Consider the following 15,133-nt stretch of genomic DNA (forward strand, 5'->3'; position numbering starts at 1 on the left):
ACTCCGACGCTACAACCGTCAAAACGTCCCAGCCCCCTGGTCATGTACAGCCTTCATCGGGCTATACAGGTCGATGTCACCTTAAGCATGCCCGGGGGTCAGTACCACTTGGGATCATTCTTCAGTTGTTCCATCAACATACCTTGCAACCCCTCATCAGGCTTACCAAACCAGTGGTAATCCGCATGCTTGGAAGGGTCTTTACCTTCTGGCAATTCAGCTGGCACCTTTACCCACACTGCATAGGCTTTAGTTTTATCCCAGTCAAATGCCACGATCACGCGGTTGTGCAAGCAATCATCGGCTTTTTCACAGACTTGCCCTACCAAGTACTTGTCACCGTCCTCCGTAACGGCAGTCATGGGTGAGGAGGCTCCGGACAGGTTCAAGATCCAGTCGGGAAGGCGCTCTTCTTTCCCTACAGCTTTCTGCCAGGCTTGGCGGGACTTAATATCCGTTGAAATGAGATTGCTTGCCCGGTCTTGGCCATCGTTGTCGGCAAAAACCGGCGTTGCGGCAGCGAAAGCAGCTACCAGCAACACACTGCGGATCGCGCCTTTCATGTTACGGGCGCCCACGACGACCGAAGAAGAAGGACACAACGAACAGCACCAAGAAGATTACGAACAAGATCTTGGCGATACCAGCAGCGGTACCGGCGATGCCACCGAAGCCCAGAACGGCTGCGATGATTGCGATGATCAGGAAGGTAATGGCCCAGCTCAACATGGTGATACTCCTTTATAGTGTGATTGATTGACCGTCAAAACACCCAGCGGGTTTCACTGGGGCGCTTGAACTGATCGCTTTCTTCCACCGGCTGCAGGCGGCCAGCCTGATTTGCCGATGCGCTCACAGCATTCACGGCAGGCGCGCGCATGGAATGGAGCGTATGGATCAGCGGCTCAGCCGGCTGGGTCCAGTAGTGATATTGCTGGGTAGCCAGAAGGGTCAGCATCAACGCCAAAGAAGCGAACAAGCCTTGGCGAACATGATGGGTAGCCAGGAAAGAGACCGACGCAGTGTGCTGACCTGGCTGTTTCATGTTTACCCCCTTCAAAACGTGCGGCATCAAGCTAGGATGCATGTGAGGGTGACATTGCAGAGCTCATGCCAGCTTTTGATTTGTAGGAAAAGTCTTATATTTCGGGGGTTTGCGAGGCTTCAAAATGATGGCGCAACGAGCAACCTGCACGATGGCCATCATGCTCTCGGGCGTTTTGCACGAATGGCTTTTCAGGGCTGTAGAGGAACTGCAATCTTAAGCAGATCTCCATCCACCCCACGCACCCCACGCAGGCGCCTTGCCACCTCCATTGCCTGTTTTTTACTGGCGCTGCTGTCCACTTCGCCCGTTAACCTGACAAGGCCGGCCTTTACCTGCACTTCCAAGCGCAACGCGTCTAGGTTGCGATCATATTGGAAGCTGCTGACGACCTTGCTGGCGATCCAGGCATCGGTCACCGCAGTGTCGGTACTCCGGGCCTGGGCTTGGGCTTGGGTGGTGCCAGTGTCAGCTGCGCGCAGGCTGATCAGGTTATTGACCACGATGGCCCCATCGGTATTGATAGCCAACACACCTGCCCACTCTTTGGCCTGGGCAGTGGCGGCCTGACCCTTAAGGGTGACCACGCCGCCATCCACGCTTACGTCAAAATCGGAATCTGCGGTGTCACTGTTCCAGGCCAAGCGCCCGCGGATAACAGCTGCCAGTGTCAGGTCATCGAGCTGGATCTGCTGTGGTGGCTTTACGGGTGGCCGCTCGGCAAGCGCTAGGTCCAGGGTCAACTGGTTATCCACCTGGGTAGCGCCGCTGACGACCTGGGCCAATTGCCCAGCAAGGGTTTTATCTTCTTCGCTCTCCACCGCCCCGGTCAGCGTTACGCGGTTGCCCGTGAGCTTAAGGTGAATAGGAGTGCTGCCCAACCGACTGTTGAGGGCCAATGCCATGGCGGCGGCACCTTCCTTGCGAGCATCGTCCAAGGTGTCGGCATAAGCCAGCCCTATGCCGGCAGGGGCCGTGCTAGCTAATACAACAGCAATAATCCAACCTTTCAGCGTTTTTTTCAGGCAAATCATCGTCACTCCAGAGCCAGCGCTACCCTGCGGTGGAAGAAATCGTTCAGAATTGACCTTGCAACTTGCCCGATAATTCTCGGACTAAGAGAACATCTTTTTTAAGGAGCTTAGGAAAATGGAATCTGGTGCGGATCATCAAGGCCGTATATTGTTGGTTGATGATGAAGCGGCCATCCTTCGCACCTTCCGCTATTGCCTCGAAGACGAAGGCTATAACGTGGCCACGGCAAGCAGCGCGGCGCAGGCCGAGGCGCTATTGCAACGGCAGGTGTTCGACCTTTGCTTCCTTGACCTGCGCCTGGGTGAAGACAACGGCCTGGATGTGCTGGCACAAATGCGCACGCTTGCACCTTGGATGCGGGTAGTGATCGTCACTGCGCACTCTGCCGTAGACACAGCCGTGGACGCCATTCAGGCGGGGGCAGCTGATTACCTGGTAAAGCCGTGCAGCCCCGACCAGCTACGCTTGGCTACCGCGAAACAGCTTGAGGTACGGCAGCTTTCGCAACGGCTAGAGGCGCTTGAGGGGCAAATTCGCAAACCCAAGGACGGCCTGGACTCCCACAGCCCGGCCATGATGGTGGTGCTGGAAACTGCCCGCCAGGTGGCCAATACCGACGCTAACATTCTCATCCTGGGTGAGTCCGGTACGGGTAAAGGCGAATTGGCCCGTGCGATCCATGGCTGGAGCAAGCGTGCCAAAAAGGCCTGCGTCACTATCAACTGCCCGTCGCTGTCGGCCGAGCTGATGGAGAGCGAACTGTTCGGTCATAGCCGGGGGGCCTTCACCGGCGCCAGCGAGAGCACACTGGGGCGTGTGAACCAGGCCGACGGCGGCACTTTGTTCCTCGACGAAATCGGCGACTTCCCGTTGGCGCTGCAGCCTAAATTGCTACGATTTATCCAGGACAAGGAATACGAACGGGTAGGTGACCCTGTCACACGCCGGGCTGACGTACGCATTCTTGCGGCCACCAACCTCAACCTGGAAGACATGGTCAGAGAAGGCCGCTTCCGCGAAGACTTGTTGTACCGCCTCAATGTCATCACCCTACACCTGCCGCCCCTGCGTGAGCGTAGCGAGGACATCCTCACCTTGGCTGATCGCTTTTTGGCGCGCTTTGTGAAGGAATACGCCCGCCCCGCACGTACGTTCAGTGAAGAAGCCCGCTCGGCCCTGCTCAATTACCGCTGGCCAGGCAACATCCGTGAGCTACGCAACGTGATTGAGCGGGCCAGTATCATTTGCCCGCAGGAACGGGTAGAGGTCAACCATTTGGGCATGGCGGAGCAACCCACCAATAATGCACCTCGGGTCGGGGCCGCGTTGAGCCTGGACGAGCTGGAAAAAGCCCATATCGGCGCGGTATTGGCCAACAGCGACACCTTGGACCAAGCAGCGAGAACATTGGGTATCGATGCCTCTACGCTGTATCGAAAACGCAAGCAATACAACCTGTGATGTATTGGATGAAGTTGCGTACCCGCCTGTTCCTGAGCATTTCTGCCTTGATGACGGTGGCACTGCTTGGGCTGGTGCTGGGGCTGGTAAGCGTGATGCACATGGCCTCCAGCCAACAAAGCTTATTGGAAGGCAGCTTCCATTCCCTGGAAAGTGGGCTGAAGCTGCGCCAGTTGCTGGGGGATCAGTTGGTCATGTCTTGGGCCGAGCGGCCAGACCCTGCTACGCTGGCCAAGTCCCAGCAGGCGTTCGCAGAGGCGATCGACCAGGCTCGAATCGGCGCTCCGGACGAACAACAGCGCCGCCTGGACCGCGTTAGTGAGCATTACCAAGCCTTCAAGACACGGTTTAACGAAGTGTTGCGCAACCGCGTTGATCCGCGTGCCGACGAAGCGTTGGGCAGCACCTTCAATGCGGTACGCAACGATCTTATCGAAGGCCACAAGGCTGCGCTGACCGCAGTGACCGCCAATGAGCAAAGCGCCCATAACCAGGCGGTGCTGGTGTCTGCGTTGCTCGGGCTGGTAGGGCTGGGGATCCTCTGCGTAGGCTTCGTGACCGCACACCGGATCGCTCGGCGTTTTGGTGAGCCAATCGAGGCCCTGGCTTCAGCGGCGGATAACATCAGTCAGGGCCATTACGATGTGAATTTACCCGTTTCCGCCGCAGCGGAAATGAACCACCTTAGCCAGAGTTTCACCAGCATGGCACAGGCCTTGCGTACCCATCAGGCGACCAACGTCAATGAGCTGATCGCCGGGCAGCAACGTATGCAGGCGGTTTTGGACAGCATCGATGACGGCCTGCTGATGATCGACCGCCAAGGCTTGCTGGAACACCTTAACCCGGTCGCTCAACGCCAGCTCGGCTGGGACAGCGGCCGCAAGGGCCTTAGCCTGGGTGAAGCGTTGGGCAGGTCAGACCTGGACGCGCAACTGCAAACTGTATTGCGCGGCGGTACCTTGGAACGGCCACCCGAGGACCTGAGCTTCGAGATCGATGGTGAAACCCGCCTGCTTGCCTATAGCTTGACTCCAGTCAGCCACCTTCAGGGGGATATCCTCGGCGCTGTCATGGTTTTGCACGACGTTACCGAACAGCGGGCATTCGAGCGGGTACGCAGTGAGTTTGTGCTGCGAGCATCCCATGAGCTTCGTACGCCTGTTACCGGCATGCACATGGCCTTCGGCTTGCTTCAGGAGCGGGTACACTTCGCGGCAGATACTCGCGAAGCCGATCTGTTCATGACGGTAAATGAAGAAATGCAGCGGTTGATGCAACTGATCAACGACTTGCTGAATTTCTCTCGCTACCAAAGCGGCCTACAGAAGCTAACCCTGGCCCCTTGCAGCATCGATGATTTGCTTCAACGTACCCGTGACCGATACAACAGCCCAGCCACGGCGCAGGGCACGGAACTCACTATCGAGTTGGAAGAAAACCTGCCGCGCCTGCACGCTGATGAAGCGCAGCTTGAGCGGGTATTGGACAACCTGATGGATAACGCCCTACGCCATACCTCCAGTAACGGCCATATCCGGCTTCAGGCCAGGCGGCACGCGGAACGTGTGATCATCAGCGTTGAAGACAACGGCGAAGGCATCGCCTATGGGCAACAGGGGCGGATTTTCGAGCCTTTCGTTCAGGTGGGCCGCAAGAAAGGCGGCGCCGGCTTGGGCCTGGCCTTGTGCAAGGAAATCGTGCAATTGCACGGGGGCCGCATGGGCGTGTACTCAAGGCCTGGGCAGGGCACTCAGTTCTACATGACACTGCCGGTTTAACTCAGCAGCTCGGCCAGTAGCGAAAGGGCTACGCCCGCGTGTTATTGCATGCCCACCAACACTTGCAACAACGCTGCGGTTTGCGCGTCGGGCTCTCCATTGAACAGTGTAGGCCGGTAATGCATCTGGAAGGCCGCGAGCACATGGCGGGTGGTGACATCCAACTCACCGCTACGCACCACCGAATACCCTACCCGGGCCAGTTGCTCCTGGTACCAGCCAATGCTCGGCAGGTTGGTTTCGAACCGTTGTTTTGCCCGGCTTACCGCGCCGGCGTCTGGCCATAACCCAAACCCTTCCTTGGCAAGGCGTTCCCACGGGAATAGGGGCCCCGGATCGAGCTTGCGCAAGGGTGCGATATCGCTATGCCCTACCACGTAGCGAGGCTCGATGGGGTAGCGGGTACGAATATCGCGAAGCAATGCCAGCACCGCTTGCACCTGAGCTTCGCTATAGGGGTACCACACCCGGCCGGTGGGGGTATCACGATAGCCAGGGTTTACGATTTCGATCCCGATAGAGCTGGAGTTCAGCCAGGTGCGGCCATCCCACTCGCTTTCTCCAGCATGCCAGGTGCGGTATTGCTCGCCTGCCAGCCGATACACCGTGGCCGGGCCATCGCCCACCAGGTAATGGGCACTCACTTCGCCATGGGTCAGCAGAGCCAGGGAGCGCTCCAACGGCGCGGCCGTGTAATGCAGCACAACAAACTGGACCCTGCTGTCATAGTTGGCGGACGGGTGACTGGTATCGATGCGCAGGCTATTGCTACCGCACCCCCCCAGCAGGGTGGCCAGGGCAAGAATAACGAGGGTTCGCAGGCTCATAGGGGTTTCAACAGGCCGGGATAAAGCCTTAGTTTACATCGCCACTCGGCAAATCACCGCTTAGGCCCGCTCGATCCGGTTACGGCCTGTGTCTTTGGCCATATACAAGGCCTGATCAGCCCGCTTGAGTGCCGCCTCCACTGGTTCGCCAATACTTACCGTGGCCGCGCCCATAGATACCGTGACCACGATGCGCACGCCTTTGAAATGGAAAGGGCAGTCTTCGATAACCCGTCGCATGTTCTCTAACACTTCGAGTGCTGCCTCTGGGGTGGAGGCTGGGAACAGCGCCACGAACTCCTCGCCACCGAACCTTGCCATAAAGTCACCGTCGCGCAGCTGTTTTCGCAGCTTGTCTGCCACGATCTTCAACACGCGGTCACCGGCCAAATGGCCATAGCTGTCATTGATAGACTTGAAGTGGTCCAGGTCCATGATAGCGACCTGCACAGGCAGGGCAGCTTCGAGGCGTTGCGTAGCCAGTCGTTCTAGCCGCTCGTTCCACCCCGCGCGGTTTGGCAGGCTAGTGAGCGGGTCCAACAATGCCTTCTGGCGCTGTACTTCGAGTACGTCACGGTAGGTTTGCGCCTCTTGCTCCATATTGGCTACGCGCTCGGATAGGCCCCGCATGCGCTCGCTCACTTCCTCTTCCCGCGCCTCACGGCTGCGGCGGTGGGCATCCATCGAGCCCAGTAGTCCGTCGAGGCGTGACTCCACTAGCCGCTTGAGGCCAGCGGCATCATCGACCGCCGCCACGCTGTGGTGCAGCCCACCTACCTGTTCGCGTAGCTCAGTGTCCAACTGCCGGGCTTCGTCCTGGGTATCGGCCTGGTCCTGGCTGGCCTGGTGTAGCTGAGCCTGGAACCCGGTAAGGCGCTCGTTGATGTCTTGAAGGTACCGTTGTAACTCTTGCTGACCGTTATCGTTGATCGCCAATATCATCACGGCCAGATCATCCAGCAAGGGCAACAACTCGTACCAGTTCAAGCCGTTAGTGAGCCGTTCGCGCATGGATTCGGCGTTTTCCGATAAGCGCTGGGGCAGAACCAAGTCATCGAACATCTTAAGCAGAGTGCCTTCGATATGGGCGGCGACCGAGCTGTAGGTAGGCTCCAGGTTGGCAGGCAGGTCAATGGTCACAGCTTGCGAATCGGCAGGCTCCGCTGTGGCAGCCATGCCCTCGGCCATGGCGTGGGGCAAGGGCAGAATGTCCAACAGCACGGCCCAGGGCAGGCTGGTCGGTTGGTTGCCCTCTGGCAAAGCTTCGGGCAAGGCGGGCTTCAGGCGAGGCACGGTCTCCAGCACGGGCAACGGCGGCAAAGGGTCTGCCGGGGTAGAAGATCGCTCTGTAATGTCCACCAAAGCGCAGGCTGGCGAGCTGGGCGGCTCGGCAGAGGGAGTGCTCACTTGTGGTAACGGCGGTACTTCTACCATAGGCTGATGTTCTACCAGGCTATCAGGCACCTGCGCAGGAACGGGCGAAGCAAATGGCTCGGATAACGCCGAAGGAGTTGAGGGTTCAGGGGCGGCCTCCTTGGCACCGAACAGCCGCTCCAGCAGCCCAGGCCGGGTATGCTCCATCCCGCTCCCTAGGGTAGCCAGGGCATTACCCTGTAATACGCTAAATTCGCTAAGCAGCAGCGGCAGTTCACGCGCCTCCCCCAGGCGTTTATCCAGGCTGCCGGCGAATTTTTTCAAGGGTTTGGCTGCGTCTCGCGGTAAGGGCAGGCCTTGCACCTGATCGACCAACGCGGTGACGGCGGCGCTGACTTGCTCCGTGCGCGCCTCGCGCCGCTGCTCGGAAGCGAGCACGGTTTTTTCCAGGCGAGGGATGAGATTGGCCAGCGCAGCGTCCATGTTCTCGGCGCGCACGGCCTCGCGCATCTCTTTCATGCACTCGTCCACCGCCGTATCCGCCCCTTCGGCAGCCAGGGTACTGCGCACCAGGCACAGCCGAAGCAAGTCGAGCCGGGCGCTCCAGCGCCGTTCGAGCTTTTCTTGGTCCTCTATGCTTTTGAGGTACTTTTCTTTCCAGCGCTGAGCATCATCGGTCATGGCAAGCGAGGCCGGCGTGCAAGAAAAATCAGGAGGGTTCCGCGTACCCCCGGCAGGCGGGGGTACGGGAAAGGTCACGCGGAGGGATTATTGGCCGGCGCCCTTGGCCGCGCGTTCTTTCTCGATCAGCGTATCGGCCACATGCAGGGTTTCTTCAGGGCCACCCGACGAACCCAGGTCGAAGCGGTACTTGCCGTTCACAATCATGGTCGGTACGCCGGTAGCGCCATAGGCTACGGCCAGGTCCTTGTACTTCTTCACCAAGCCCTTAACGGCGAAGGAATTATAGGTTTCCATGAACTTGGTTTTGTCCACGCCCTGGCCCGCTACGAAATCGGCGAACTCTTCCGGGGTTTTGAACATTTTGTGATCTTTGTGGATGGCTTCAAACACCGCGGTATGGACCTTGTGCTCAACGCCCATGACTTCCAGGGTAATGAACATCTGGCCGTGGATGTCCCAGATACCACCGAACATGGCCGGAACGCGGTGGAAATTCACGTCTGCTGGCAACTTGGCTGCCCAACCGTTGATGGTGGGCTCGAACGCATAGCAGTGGGGGCAGCCATACCAGAACAGCTCTACCACTTCGATCTTGCCGGGCTCGGATACCGGAACCGGGCTTTCCAGTACGGTGTACTGCTTACCGGCCTGGATGTCATCCGCGTGGGCGGCGACGCCGAACAGGCTGGCCAGCGCCATTACCGCGCCGATGAACAGATTTCGCATGCTTGACTCCTAAGTGCTTGGGGATGGCCTTCAATACAGTGCCACGTTGGGCATGGCAAGTAACAATACGTGCGTGGATGTAAATCAGCCACCGCCTTACGGCAACGACAGCGGCCAAGCCAAGGCGATATACTGCCGCGCATCGTGCCACGGCGCCCGCGCCTCCAGGATTCTTATGTCGTTCAAAAATCCCGTGCTGGGCCTCTGCCAGCAAGCTTCGTTTATGCTCAGCGCCGCCAAGGTAGACCAATGCCCTGAGGACCATGGCTTCGAGGTTGCCTTCGCCGGGCGCTCCAATGCCGGTAAGTCCAGCGCCCTTAATACGCTGACCCACGCCAGCCTGGCGCGCACCTCGAAAACCCCAGGCCGCACCCAGTTGCTTAACTTCTTCCAGCTCGACGACAGCCGCCGCCTGGTCGACCTGCCAGGTTACGGCTACGCCAAGGTGCCGATTCCCCTCAAGCAACACTGGCAGCGCCACTTGGAAGCCTACCTGGGGAGCCGCGAAAGCCTCAAAGGCATCATCCTGCTGATGGATGTACGCCACCCAATGACGGACTTCGACAAGATGATGCTGGACTGGTCGGTGGCCAGCGGCATGCCCATGCATATCTTGCTAACCAAGATGGACAAGCTGACCTACGGCGCGGCCAAGAACACCCTGCTCAAGGTACAGACCGAAATCCGCAAGGGCTGGGGCACCGGAGTCACCTTGCAGTTGTTCTCCGCGCCCAAGCGCAGTGGGCTGGACGACGCCTATCAAGTATTGGCCAACTGGCTTGATTTGATGCCCGAAGAAGCCGAAGCCCCCAGCGCTGAAGCCTAAACCGTGGGTGATTTTGCCAAGGCAAAAAAAACCCCAAACTTCAAATGGGGAGGGAGAAGTTCAGGGTCTAAGTTCCGGGCCGCTCGCACGGGCCGGATATCTGCCAACACTTAACACAACATAGGAGCATTGAAGGGCTTCGCAGCCATTCAGAGCCTCTGAGCGCCAATTCACGAACTTAGTTCCTGGCCGATGCAAATAAATCCCAATCGCGGCCAGGTTTCATAACCTGAATTTTTGTAGGCGCTGGCGCCAGCCAGCGAACAGCTCATACCGCGGATAGGATCAATGCGCCTCATCCCAATTATTGCCAACCCCTACCTCCACCAACAGCGGCACGTCCAGTTGGGCGGCACCGGCCATATGGGGCTGAATCTGCTCGCGCACCTGGTCTACCACATCCTCCCGCACTTCTAACACCAATTCGTCGTGTACCTGAAGGATCATCCGCGCATCCAAGCCGCTGTGGGTAAGCCAGTTATCCACCGCGACCATGGCGAGCTTGACGATGTCCGCGGCAGTGCCCTGCATGGGGGCGTTGATCGCGGTGCGCTCGGCGCCACGGCGCAAGGAGGGGTTCTTGGCGTTGATATCCGGCACGTACAGGCGCCGCCCGAAGAGGGTTTCCACAAAGCCTTTTTCCGCCGCCTGGGCGCGGGTGCGCTCCATATAGCCCAATACCCCGGGGTAGCGGGTGAAATAGCGGTCGATGTAGTCCTGGGCTTGCTTGCGGTCCACGCCAATCTGCTTGGCCAGGCCGAACGCGCTCATGCCGTAGATCAGGCCGAAGTTAATCGCTTTGGCGCTTCGGCGCTGATCGTTGCTTACCGCCGCCAGCTCGACGCCGAATACTTCGGCGGCAGTGGCACGGTGCACGTCCAGGTCGTTCTGGAAGGCATGCAACAGCCCTTCGTCCCGGGCCAGGTGAGCCATGATGCGCAATTCGATCTGCGAGTAGTCCGCCGCCACCAGCTTGTAGCCAGGCGCGGGTATGAAAGCCTGGCGAATGCGCCGGCCCTCGGCGGTGCGGATAGGGATGTTCTGCAGGTTCGGGTCGCTGGAGGACAGCCGCCCGGTAGCCGCTACCGCCTGTTGGTAAGACGTGTGAATCCGCCCGGTACGCGGGTTGATCTGCTCAGGAAGCTTATCGGTGTAGGTGCTTTTAAGCTTGCTCAAGGAGCGGTACTGCATTAACACCTTCGGCAACGGGTATTCTTGTTCGGCCAGCTCCGCCAGCACCGCCTCGGCGGTGGACGCTTGCCCCTTGGCGGTTTTGCTCAGGACCGGCAGGCCCAGTTTTTCATAGAGGATGACCCCAAGCTGCTTGGGGGAGCCCAAATTGAAGGTCTCGCCGGCAATGGTATAGGCCTCTTGTTCGAGCACCAGCAGCTTCTCGCCCAACTCTCCGCTTTGGACCCCCAGCAGGTTGGCATCCACCAGGGCGCCATTGCGCTCCATTCGTGCCAGCACGGGCACCAGGGGCATTTCGATGTCATGCAGCACCTGCTCTACGCTGGGTACTGCATTGAGGCGAGGCATCAGGGCCTGGTGGAGCCGCAGGGTTACGTCTGCGTCTTCAGCGGCATAAGGCCCGGCCTGCTCCAGGGGCACCTGGTCAAAGGTCACCTGCTTGGCGCCTTTGCCGGCTACATCCGTGAACAGGATGGTCTGGTGGCCCAGGTACTTCGCCGCCAGGCTGTCCATGTCATGCCGCGTAGCGGTGGAGTCAAGCACATAGGATTCGAGCATGGTGTCAAAGGCGACCCCGCGCACGGTAATGCCGTTGCCCAAGTTCCCACCGATGGCGCAATTGGCCAGAATGTTGATGTCGTATTTGGCGTGTTGCGCGACCTTGAGCTTCTCTGGGTCTTCCAACAATGGCTTCAAGGCCAGGAGCACGGTGTCCCGGTCTAGCTGCCGCGGTACTCCCATGTAGGAGTGGGTCAGCGGGATATAGGCTGCTTCGTGGGCCTGTACCGCGAACGAGAGGCCCACCAGCTCAGCGACCTGAGCGTCCAACCCTGTGGTTTCGGTATCGAAGGAGAACAGCTCGGCCTGACTCAGCTTTTCCAGCCAGCGCTCGAACTGTTCAGGCTCCAGCACGATTTCATACGCTGGCTCCGCCGTCGGCGCAACCTCGGCTTCGACCAAAGGCGCGCCTGCGGCAGGGGATTCGCGCTTCATGTCTTCCAGCCAGCTTTTGAACTCTAGCTCGGAGTACAGGGCCATCAGCATTTCCCGGTCCGGCTCGCCGCATACCAGCTTGTCGACCTCTACGTCCAACACCACATCGGTCTTGATGGTTGCCAGCTCATACGAAAGAAATGCCATCTGCCGGTGTTCTTCCAGTTTGGCTGGCAGTGACTTGGCCCCACGGATAGGCAACGCGGGAACCTTGTCGAGGTTTTCGTAAAGCTCGGCAAGGCCGCCGCCAATCCCCTGCAGCAGGCCTTGGGCGGTTTTTTCACCCACGCCTGGCACGCCTGGGATGTTGTCGACCTTGTCTCCCATCAGGGCCAGGTAATCAATGATGTGCTCCGGCCCCACGCCGAATTTTTCTCGTACACCAGGAATGTCCAGCACGCTACCAGTCATGGTGTTAACCAAGGTGATGTGCTCGTTCACCAATTGGGCCATGTCTTTGTCGCCCGTGGAGATCACCACGGGGCGGCCTAGCTCGGCGCTTATCCGTGCCAGGGTACCGATTACGTCATCGGCCTCCACCCCATCGACACACAACAGTGGATAGCCGCTGGCCAATACCGCCGCATGCAGCGGCTCTACCTGGACCCGCAGGTCATCAGGCATCTTCGGCCGATTGGCTTTATATTCGGCGAACAGCTCATCGCGAAAGGTGCCACCCTTGGCGTCGAACACCACGGCAAAGGGGCTTTCGGGGTACTGCCGACGCAAGCTGCGCAACATATTCAGCACGCCCTTGACCGCGCCTGTGGGTAGGCCCTTGGACGTAGTCAACGGGGGGAGGGCATGGAAGGCACGGTACAGGTAAGAAGAACCGTCCACGAGGACGAGGGGCGCTTGGCTCATGAGCGAAATCAACCTTTTGGGCGGGGCCGACGTTAAACTGTCGGTTCAATGGACCACAAAAGGACAAGGTTATCATGTGCTCGCTCAAACGCTTGGTGCTGACCGGGATCTTACTGGCCGCGCCCTTCGCTGCCCTGGCCGCCGATGACGCACCCTCGGCCGACCCAGACGTAACCATCCGCCAGGACGGCGACAAGACGATCCAGGAATACCGGCAAAATGGCTTCCTCTATGCGGTAAAAGTGACGCCCAAGCATGGCAAGCCATACTTTCTCGTACGCGCCGACGGCACCAGCCCCAACTTCATTCGTTCCGACCAGCCCGACATGCTCATTCCCCAATGGGAAATCTTCAAGTGGTAGACTCACCAGCCTAATTTCAACCCTGCCCCACCAATGGGGGCCGCTTCAGGCCTGATCGATCATGTCCGTGTTTACCCCGCTGTCGCGTCCGCAACTCGAAACCTTCCTCGAAATCTACGACCTGGGGCGGCTGATCGATTTTCAGGGCATTGCCGCAGGCACCGAGAACAGCAACTTCTTCGTAAGCCTGGAGCAGGGCGAGTACGTATTAACGCTGGTAGAGCGGGGGCCAACCCAAGACTTGCCGTTTTTCGTCGAACTGCTCGAAGTGCTTCACCAGGCGCAACTGCCCGTGCCCTTCGCCCTTGCGGGGCGTGATGGAGTAGGGCTGCGTGAACTGGCCGGCAAGCCCGCCTTGCTGCAACCTAGGCTTGCGGGTAAGCACATCGGCACGCCTAACGCCCATCAGTGCGGCGAAGTGGGGGCGTTTCTGGCCAACCTGCACCTGGCCACCCAAGAGTGTATTCTGCACCGGCGCACGGACCGGGGCATGACCTGGATGCTTCGAGAAGGCGAGCGGCTGGCTCAGGGCATGGCGCCCCAGGCCGCAGCCTTGCTCAATAGTGTGTTGGCGGAAATCCGCGAGCACCGCGAAGCCATCCTGGCGCTGCCCATGGCCAACCTGCACGGCGACCTGTTTCGCGACAACGCTTTATTTGAAGGCAGCCACCTGACGGGTGTGATCGACTTCTACAACGCCAGCGCTGGCCCCATGCTCTATGACGTGGCCATCAGCCTCAACGACTGGTGCTCAGCCGCCGACGGGCGCCTGCAACTGCCCCTGGCCAACGCACTGCTGGCCGGCTACGCGCGCTTGCGCCGCTTCACCCCCGCCGAAGCACAACTCTGGCCAGTGCTGCTGCGCATCGCCTGCGTGCGGTTCTGGCTATCGCGGCTGATCGCCGCGCAGTCATTCGCCGGCCGAGATGTATTGATTCACGACCCTGCCGAGTTCGAGCGGCGTTTGGCGCAGCGCCTTGCACCCACGGTGGTGCTGCCCATCGCGCTATAAAACGCGCCTTACAACTGTTCCAAACAGCCCGCCAGCCCGTCCGCCAACCGCTCCAGCAAGGTTTCATAGCCCGTTGGGCTGGCTTCACTAAAGCCGCCCAGTGGGTCCAACTCGGCCAATCGCACTGGCAGGCCGGCGGTAAGGGTTTCAGCCAGGCGAGGGCGCGCTGGCGGCTCGCTGAACACGCAGCTGCTTCCGGCCTCGCTCAAGCGGGCACGCATGGCCGCCACATGAGCGGCACCTGGTTGTACCTCGCCTCCCAGGGTAAACACCCCAGCGTGCTGCAAGCCGTAAGCCTGCTCGAAATAGTCGAAGCCTTCGTGGAACACGAAAAACGGCTTGCCCGCTACCTTGGCCAAGCGCTGGCGCAAACGGCTATCGAGTTGATCCAGGCGCTTCTGGAAGGCTGCAAGGTTTTGGTTATAACGCTGTGCGTTAGCAGGGTCGGCCTGGGTAAAGTCCGCCGCCATCTTCTGGGCGATAATCTTGGCGTTGGCCGGTTCCAACCACAGGTGCGCATCCAGTGAGCCAGGGCGGTGGTCATGGTCGTGCTCGTCGGCCGCTTCACCGTGGGCGTGGCCATCCTCGCTGAAATGCCGCAAGTGCAGCCCCGGCAGGGTTTGCACCACCACGTTCGGCCCCTTGCGCAATGCCAAGGGGCGCTGCAGAAAGGCTTCCATGTCTGGGCCTATCCAATACAGCACGTCGGCATTAGCCACGCGGCGTACTTCGGACGGCCGCAACGCGTAGTTATGTGGCGAGGCGCCTGGTGGCAGCAGTACATCAGGGGTCCCCAGGCCATCTTGTACAGCCGCCGCGATCAACTGCAGCGGCTTGATACTGGTGAGCACTTTCAACTCGGCGCTGGCCAGGGGGCTGAACACAAGGCCCAGGGTGCAACACACACTCCATAAAAAAAGCCGAAACACGATGGGCACCTCAAACCGCAGAA

The 15,133-nt window shown here is 59.5% G+C and carries 14 protein-coding genes; 5 read left to right on the forward strand and 9 right to left on the reverse strand.

Annotated features, from left to right (window positions below):
* Positions 1–98: 98 nt before the first annotated feature.
* The 4 genes from ACWKV4_RS13800 to ACWKV4_RS13815 form a co-directional block, all read right to left on the reverse strand.
* Entirely contained in the window at positions 99–563 is a 465-nt protein-coding gene (locus tag ACWKV4_RS13800; protein ID WP_483832651.1) for an inhibitor of vertebrate lysozyme family protein, read from the reverse strand.
* Between the two features lies 1 nt (position 564).
* Positions 565–729: a DUF1328 domain-containing protein gene (locus ACWKV4_RS13805; RefSeq protein WP_040260491.1), complete on the reverse strand. Its 165-nt coding sequence runs from the start codon at positions 727–729 to the stop codon at positions 565–567.
* Between the two features lie 34 nt (positions 730–763).
* Positions 764–1,045, reverse strand: coding sequence for a hypothetical protein (locus tag ACWKV4_RS13810; protein WP_483832652.1), 282 nt, complete (start codon positions 1,043–1,045; stop codon positions 764–766).
* 191 nt (positions 1,046–1,236) lie between these two features.
* Positions 1,237–2,079, reverse strand: a complete 843-nt coding sequence (locus ACWKV4_RS13815) for a BON domain-containing protein (protein ID WP_483832653.1) — start codon at positions 2,077–2,079, stop codon at positions 1,237–1,239.
* Positions 2,080–2,194: 115 nt separating this feature from the next.
* On the opposite strand from ACWKV4_RS13815, the gene algB reads away from it, so the two are divergent.
* Entirely contained in the window at positions 2,195–3,541 is a 1,347-nt protein-coding gene (algB, locus tag ACWKV4_RS13820) for a sigma-54-dependent response regulator transcription factor AlgB (protein WP_483832654.1), read from the forward strand.
* 8 nt (positions 3,542–3,549) lie between these two features.
* Complete coding sequence (locus ACWKV4_RS13825) at positions 3,550–5,322, forward strand: ATP-binding protein (protein WP_483832655.1); 1,773 nt, start codon at positions 3,550–3,552, stop codon at positions 5,320–5,322.
* 41 nt (positions 5,323–5,363) lie between these two features.
* On the opposite strand, the gene ACWKV4_RS13830 is transcribed toward ACWKV4_RS13825, so the two are convergent.
* The 3 genes from ACWKV4_RS13830 to ACWKV4_RS13840 form a co-directional block, all read right to left on the reverse strand.
* Positions 5,364–6,149, reverse strand: a complete 786-nt coding sequence (locus ACWKV4_RS13830) for an N-acetylmuramoyl-L-alanine amidase (RefSeq protein WP_483832656.1) — start codon at positions 6,147–6,149, stop codon at positions 5,364–5,366.
* A 60-nt stretch (positions 6,150–6,209) separates the two neighbouring features.
* Entirely contained in the window at positions 6,210–8,204 is a 1,995-nt protein-coding gene (locus tag ACWKV4_RS13835) for a GGDEF domain-containing protein (RefSeq protein WP_483832657.1), read from the reverse strand.
* An 87-nt stretch (positions 8,205–8,291) separates the two neighbouring features.
* Positions 8,292–8,933 carry a thiol:disulfide interchange protein DsbA/DsbL gene (locus tag ACWKV4_RS13840; RefSeq protein WP_483832658.1) on the reverse strand — a complete coding sequence of 214 codons (642 nt, stop codon included), beginning with the start codon at positions 8,931–8,933 and terminating at the stop codon, positions 8,292–8,294.
* Positions 8,934–9,108: 175 nt separating this feature from the next.
* Between ACWKV4_RS13840 and yihA the strand changes: the two genes are divergently transcribed.
* Positions 9,109–9,759, forward strand: a complete 651-nt coding sequence (gene yihA, locus ACWKV4_RS13845; protein WP_483832659.1) for a ribosome biogenesis GTP-binding protein YihA/YsxC — start codon at positions 9,109–9,111, stop codon at positions 9,757–9,759.
* Positions 9,760–10,044: 285 nt separating this feature from the next.
* Here yihA and polA read toward each other — a convergent pair whose 3' ends face one another.
* Positions 10,045–12,807: a DNA polymerase I gene (gene polA / locus ACWKV4_RS13850; protein ID WP_483832660.1), complete on the reverse strand. Its 2,763-nt coding sequence runs from the start codon at positions 12,805–12,807 to the stop codon at positions 10,045–10,047.
* 74 nt (positions 12,808–12,881) lie between these two features.
* Here polA and ACWKV4_RS13855 point away from each other — a divergent pair, with 74 nt between their 5' ends.
* Together ACWKV4_RS13855 and ACWKV4_RS13860 are read left to right on the forward strand one after the other, a co-directional pair.
* A complete protein-coding gene (locus ACWKV4_RS13855) occupies positions 12,882–13,169 on the forward strand; it encodes a DUF2782 domain-containing protein (RefSeq protein ID WP_483832661.1) in 288 nt (95 codons plus the stop codon).
* 61 nt (positions 13,170–13,230) lie between these two features.
* Positions 13,231–14,181 (forward strand): homoserine kinase, encoded by a 951-nt coding sequence (locus ACWKV4_RS13860; protein WP_483832662.1) that lies wholly within the window; start codon positions 13,231–13,233, stop codon positions 14,179–14,181.
* An 8-nt stretch (positions 14,182–14,189) separates the two neighbouring features.
* Here the strand turns inward: ACWKV4_RS13860 and ACWKV4_RS13865 are convergent, their stop codons facing one another.
* The gene (locus ACWKV4_RS13865) at positions 14,190–15,119 is read right to left on the reverse strand and encodes a zinc ABC transporter substrate-binding protein (RefSeq protein ID WP_483832663.1); all 930 of its coding nucleotides are present in this window, start codon (positions 15,117–15,119) and stop codon (positions 14,190–14,192) included.
* Between the last annotated feature and the right edge of the window lie 14 nt (positions 15,120–15,133).

It is taken from the genome of Pseudomonas artemisiae, assembly GCF_057128685.1.

What these genes read in the sequence shown, in the direction of transcription:
- ACWKV4_RS13800 (WP_483832651.1), bottom strand. Translation starts at nt 563, where the DNA reads ATGAAAGGCGCGATCCGCAGTGTGTTGCTGGTAGCTGCTTTCGCTGCC.
- ACWKV4_RS13805 (WP_040260491.1), bottom strand. Translation starts at nt 729, where the DNA reads ATGTTGAGCTGGGCCATTACCTTCCTGATCATCGCAATCATCGCAGCC.
- ACWKV4_RS13810 (WP_483832652.1), bottom strand. Translation starts at nt 1,045, where the DNA reads ATGAAACAGCCAGGTCAGCACACTGCGTCGGTCTCTTTCCTGGCTACC.
- ACWKV4_RS13815 (WP_483832653.1), bottom strand. Translation starts at nt 2,079, where the DNA reads ATGATTTGCCTGAAAAAAACGCTGAAAGGTTGGATTATTGCTGTTGTA.
- algB (WP_483832654.1), top strand. Translation starts at nt 2,195, where the DNA reads ATGGAATCTGGTGCGGATCATCAAGGCCGTATATTGTTGGTTGATGAT.
- ACWKV4_RS13825 (WP_483832655.1), top strand. Translation starts at nt 3,550, where the DNA reads ATGAAGTTGCGTACCCGCCTGTTCCTGAGCATTTCTGCCTTGATGACG.
- ACWKV4_RS13830 (WP_483832656.1), bottom strand. Translation starts at nt 6,149, where the DNA reads ATGAGCCTGCGAACCCTCGTTATTCTTGCCCTGGCCACCCTGCTGGGG.
- ACWKV4_RS13835 (WP_483832657.1), bottom strand. Translation starts at nt 8,204, where the DNA reads ATGACCGATGATGCTCAGCGCTGGAAAGAAAAGTACCTCAAAAGCATA.
- ACWKV4_RS13840 (WP_483832658.1), bottom strand. Translation starts at nt 8,933, where the DNA reads ATGCGAAATCTGTTCATCGGCGCGGTAATGGCGCTGGCCAGCCTGTTC.
- yihA (WP_483832659.1), top strand. Translation starts at nt 9,109, where the DNA reads ATGTCGTTCAAAAATCCCGTGCTGGGCCTCTGCCAGCAAGCTTCGTTT.
- polA (WP_483832660.1), bottom strand. Translation starts at nt 12,807, where the DNA reads ATGAGCCAAGCGCCCCTCGTCCTCGTGGACGGTTCTTCTTACCTGTAC.
- ACWKV4_RS13855 (WP_483832661.1), top strand. Translation starts at nt 12,882, where the DNA reads ATGTGCTCGCTCAAACGCTTGGTGCTGACCGGGATCTTACTGGCCGCG.
- ACWKV4_RS13860 (WP_483832662.1), top strand. Translation starts at nt 13,231, where the DNA reads ATGTCCGTGTTTACCCCGCTGTCGCGTCCGCAACTCGAAACCTTCCTC.